The sequence below is a fragment of the Pseudomonas sp. P5_A2_2 genome, from assembly GCF_054177685.1.
This window is the reverse complement of sequence record NZ_JBGCUL010000315.1, coordinates 1-4,896: the sequence shown is the minus strand read 5'-3', so window position 1 is coordinate 4,896 and position 4,896 is coordinate 1. Positions and strand designations below refer to the sequence as shown.

Below are 4,896 nucleotides of genomic sequence, written 5' to 3'. Positions count from 1 at the left end.
ATGTTGAATGTGATGGCCTCATCGCGAGCAAGCTCGCTCCCACAGTTTCTATCGCATAATGGCGAGCCTCGATGGTGTGTCAGGGTGTTCTTCAGGGGATGCAGGAATTGTTGATCTGGCGGACATGGTGCTTTGTGTTGATCGTCCTGTTGTCTGGCTGCGGCAGCAGTGACCCCCTCGAAACCTTCGGCGGCCCGACCATGGGCAGCACTTATTCGATCAAGTATGTGCGCCATGCCGGCCTTCCGGCGCCGGACGAGGTCCGCGCCCAGGTTGAGCAGATCCTCGCTGACATTGATCGGCAAATGTCGACCTACCGCAGCGACTCGGACATCGAGCGCTTCAATGCATTACCGGCCAACCGCTGTCAGGCAATGCCGGCGTCGATTCTCGAATTGGTCCGCGTGGGCGAGCGACTGTCAGTGCAAAGCGACGGTTCCTACGACCTGACGGTGGAGCCGCTGCTGAACCTCTGGGGATTTGGTCCGCAGGCTCGCGGGGAAAAAGTCCCGACCGCTGAAGCGCTCGCCGAAGCCCGCCAGCGCGTCGGCCATGAACACTTGCGTATCGATGGCGACCAGTTGTGCAAGGATGCCCCCGTCGAGGTCGACTTCAACAGCATCGCCGCCGGTTATGCGGTGGACACGATTGCCGCAAGACTCGAGGTGATGGGCATCCATGACTACCTCGCCGAGGCCACGGGTGAGCTCAAGGCGTCCGGCAGGAAGGCCGACGGCTCGCCATGGCGCATCGCCCTGGAAGAGCCGCGGGATGATCGGCAGGTGGCCGAGCGCGTCATTGTCGTCGACGGCTATGGCCTGTCCACCTCCGGCGACTATCGTAATTACTTCGAGCAGGACGGCCAGCGTTTTTCCCACACCTTCGATGCGCGCACCGGTGCGCCGGTCTCACATAACCTGGCATCGGTCACGGTGATTCATCCTTCGGCGTTGATGGCCGATGGCTTATCGACGCTGTTGTTGATACTTGGCCCGGAGCGCGGTTGGGACTACGCAGAGAAACACGATATCGGTGCATTTTTTGTGATTCGTGCCGATACAGGTTTCGTCACGCGCAGCAATCACGCTTTTGAGCGCATCAATGGCAAAAAAACCGAATGATTTCGGCGATTTGAGCATTGAAAACTGGCGTTGTAGCGCAGGCAAAAGTAGCCTACGACGCGACCAAGGGTTAATGTGCGCGGCGTTGACGCTTCTATAGACTGTGTCCGGGTTCTGTACTGGCCCCAAATTGTTCCTTCATGCCACGCATTGGCGTGATTTAGCCGCAGGCGCCGAGGGTGCCGCGGCCTGTTCTGAGGAGTACGCATGGCTGTCTACAACTACGACGTGGTGGTGCTGGGTTCCGGCCCGGCGGGGGAAGGCGCGGCAATGAACGCCGCCAAGGCAGGGCGCAAGGTCGCGATGGTCGATAGCCGTCGCCAGGTCGGCGGCAACTGCACTCACTTGGGCACCATCCCGTCCAAGGCACTGCGTCACTCGGTGCGGCAGATCATGCAGTTCAACACCAACACGATGTTCCGGGCCATTGGTGAGCCACGCTGGTTCTCCTTCCCGGACGTGTTGAAAAGCGCCGAGAAAGTCATTTCCAAACAAGTCGCTTCGCGTACCGGCTACTACGCCCGTAACCGCGTCGACGTGTTCTTCGGCACCGGCAGCTTCGCCGACGAGCAAACCATCGAAGTGGTCTGCGCCAACGGCGTGGTCGAAAAACTGGTGGCCAAGCACATCATCATCGCCACCGGTTCGCGTCCTTATCGCCCGGCGGACATCGATTTCCACCACCCGCGTATCTACGATAGCGACACCATCCTCAGCCTCGGCCACACTCCGCGCAAACTCATCGTCTACGGCGCCGGCGTGATCGGTTGCGAATATGCCTCGATCTTCAGCGGTCTGGGGGTATTGGTTGAACTGGTGGACAACCGTGGTCAGTTGCTGAGCTTCCTCGACTCGGAAATCTCCCAGGCCCTGAGCTACCACTTCAGCAACAACAACATCACGGTTCGCCATAACGAAGACTATGACCGCGTCGAAGGCGTGGACAATGGCGTGATCCTGCACCTCAAGTCCGGCAAGAAGATCAAGGCCGACGCCTTGCTCTGGTGCAACGGTCGTACCGGCAACACCGATCAGTTGGGTTTGGAAAACATCGGCGTGAAGGTCAACAGCCGTGGCCAGATCGAAGTCGACGAGGCGTACCGCACTTGCGTGCCGAACATCTATGGCGCCGGTGACGTGATCGGCTGGCCGAGCCTGGCCAGTGCCGCCCACGACCAGGGCCGTTCGGCCGCTGGCAGCATCGTCGATAACGGCAGCTGGCGTTTCGTGAATGACGTGCCGACCGGCATCTACACCATTCCGGAGATCAGCTCGATCGGCAAGAACGAGCAGGAGCTGACCCAGGCCAAGGTGCCGTATGAAGTCGGCAAGGCGTTCTTCAAGAGCATGGCGCGGGCGCAGATCGCCGGTGAGCCGCAAGGCATGCTGAAAATCCTGTTCCACCGTGAAACCCTGGAAGTGCTGGGCGTTCACTGCTTCGGTTATCAGGCGTCGGAGATCGTGCACATCGGTCAGGCGATCATGAACCAGCCGGGCGAACTGAACACGCTGAAGTACTTCGTCAACACCACGTTTAACTACCCGACCATGGCCGAAGCCTATCGGGTAGCCGCGTACGATGGCCTCAACCGGCTTTTTTGAGCGGCTCCGGCCGGTGGCCTGAGCCGGCCGGGGAGACCGATTTCAGCAATTCTCGAGCGTGGCAGTGGCCAAACCGGGAAAGTCTGTAATCAGGCTGTCAACGCCGAAGTCGGCGAGTCTGCGCATCAGCGCGGGCTCGTTGACGGTCCACACCGACACATGCAACCCCTGACGCTGCGCCCTTTGCAGGCGTTCCGGCGTGCACAGGGTCCAGTTCAGCGCCAGAATCTCACAGCCATAGCTGGCCGCGACCTTCAGCGGGTCGAGCCAGGCGTACTCGGCTACCAGCCCGCGGGATACGTCCGGCACCAACTCCAGCGCCGCCTTGAGCACTTCACGGGAACTCGAGGTGATGGTCACCTTGTCCATCAGGCCATGACGCTGCACCATTTCGCGAATTGCCAGCACGGTGGTCGCGGCACGCATYCGTGATGCGCTTTTGACTTCCAGCTGCCAGTGATCGAAGTCGCACTTTTCGAACAGTTCTTCCAGCGTCGGAATCGGGCACGGCTTCACCCAGCCCGGGCCGCCCTTGCGTGCGTCATAGGTCACAAGCTCGGCCGCCGTGTGTTCGACGACCTTGCCGCGACGGTCAGTGGTGCGTTTGAGGGTCGGGTCGTGGATGACCATCAGTTCGCCATCCATGGACAGGTGCAGGTCCAGTTCGCAGCGACGCACGCCGTGCTTGAGACATTCCTGAAAGCTGGTCAGGGTGTTTTCCGGTGCTTCGCCCTTGGCGCCGCGATGGCCGTAGATGAGGGTCACGGTTCTTCCTTAAATTAATTGCCTGATTCGAGTTGTTCGCGGGCCAGTCGTCGTTCCTGGGCCTGCTTTTGCAAGATGTGGCGGGCCAGCAGTTGGCGTTGGGCGTCGGTCAGGTGTTCGAACTCGGTGCCAACGTCATAGCCATCGCCCTTGCGGTCGCAATGGGTGACGCGAGCGCGCAGCAGCAGGCCCAGGGCTTGCGGCATCAGCACCAGCTTGACCGACAGGCGTGCGCCAGCGGCGATGGGCGCTGGATGCTGAAAGTCGATGCCGCCTTCGGAAATGATCACCGGCCGCGGTTCGCCGATCTGCCCGAGCACTGTCAGGGCGACGACCTGACTCAGCAAATCGATGCGTTTGTTCTGGGATTTGAGGAATGCGGCGGTCGTGCGGTCGCGTTCGCTGATCTGGCGCAACAGGTGTTGCGACTCGAATTCGCTCAGGTGCAGCTCGCTGAGCAAGTTGAAGAGTGGGGAAGCATCCTGCAACACTTCCTGGCCTGTGGCTTCAGCAGCGGACAGGGGCCGAATTTCCAGTGCGATCGTGTCCTCGATACGGTAGTATTCGCGGCGATCTTCTTCATCTAATGTCGACATGGCGAACCCATGGTAGCGGCGGTGGTCTGAGTGTAAAGCTGGTTATCGACCCCCGCCACAAGGACGTTCCTTTTCCCTCCGAACAAGCCCCGACATGTTCAGACCTCTCTTCGTATTTATCGGCACGCGTTACACCCGTGCAAAGCGTCGCAATCATTTTGTGTCATTCATTTCCCTGACTTCGATGATCGGGCTCGCCCTTGGCGTGGTCGTGATGATCGTGGTGCTGTCGGTGATGAACGGCTTCGATCATGAGATGCGCACCCGCGTGCTGGGCATGGTGCCCCACGCGACCATCGAGTCCGGCGAGCCGATCAGCGATTGGCAAAGCCTGGCGGCCAAGGTCAAGCAGAACCCGCAGGTGGCGGCCGTGGCGCCGTTTACGCAAATGCAGGGCTTGCTGACCAATAACGGCAAGGTCTCGAAAGTGCTGCTCAATGCCATCGACCCGGCGCAAGAGCGCCAGGTGTCGATCATTGATCACTTCATGACCCAGGGAAAACTCGACGACCTGGTGCCGGGCGAGTTCGGCATCGTCATCGGCGACAAGGCCGCGGCCAAGCTCGGTGCCGCGATCGGCGACAAGCTGACGTTCGTGGCACCGGAAGTCACCGTGACCCCGGCCGGGATGTTCCCGCGCATGAAGCGCTTTACCGTGGTCGGCATCTTCCATGTCGGTGCCGGTGAGCTCGATGGCTATCTGGGCGTCACCAACCTGCAGGATCTGGCCCGGCTGCACCGCTGGAAGCCGGATCAGGTCCAGGGCCTGCGCCTGAAGTTCGACGATCTGTTCCAGGCACCGCGCACTGCGT

The 4,896-nt window shown here is 60.6% G+C and carries 5 protein-coding genes; 3 read left to right on the top strand and 2 right to left on the bottom strand.

The window, feature by feature from the left end; genetic code table 11:
- The first annotated feature begins 98 nt into the window (after window positions 1-98).
- Complete coding sequence (locus tag ACXRVY_RS17210) at window positions 99-1,121, top strand: FAD:protein FMN transferase (RefSeq protein WP_223462639.1); 1,023 nt, start codon at window positions 99-101, stop codon at window positions 1,119-1,121.
- A gap of 207 nt (window positions 1,122-1,328) precedes the next feature.
- Entirely contained in the window at window positions 1,329-2,723 is a 1,395-nt protein-coding gene (sthA, locus tag ACXRVY_RS17205; RefSeq protein ID WP_223462640.1) for a Si-specific NAD(P)(+) transhydrogenase, read from the top strand.
- A gap of 42 nt (window positions 2,724-2,765) precedes the next feature.
- Here sthA and ACXRVY_RS17200 read toward each other — a convergent pair whose 3' ends face one another.
- Together ACXRVY_RS17200 and ACXRVY_RS17195 are read right to left on the bottom strand one after the other, a co-directional pair.
- Complete coding sequence (locus ACXRVY_RS17200; RefSeq protein ID WP_223462641.1) at window positions 2,766-3,488, bottom strand: glycerophosphodiester phosphodiesterase; 723 nt, start codon at window positions 3,486-3,488, stop codon at window positions 2,766-2,768.
- A gap of 14 nt (window positions 3,489-3,502) precedes the next feature.
- Complete coding sequence (locus ACXRVY_RS17195; RefSeq protein ID WP_223462642.1) at window positions 3,503-4,084, bottom strand: PilZ domain-containing protein; 582 nt, start codon at window positions 4,082-4,084, stop codon at window positions 3,503-3,505.
- Window positions 4,085-4,178: 94 nt separating this feature from the next.
- On the opposite strand from ACXRVY_RS17195, the gene ACXRVY_RS17190 reads away from it, so the two are divergent.
- Window positions 4,179-4,896, top strand: a 718-nt coding sequence (locus ACXRVY_RS17190) for an ABC transporter permease (RefSeq protein ID WP_458237836.1), incomplete at its 3' end; no start/stop codon positions are given.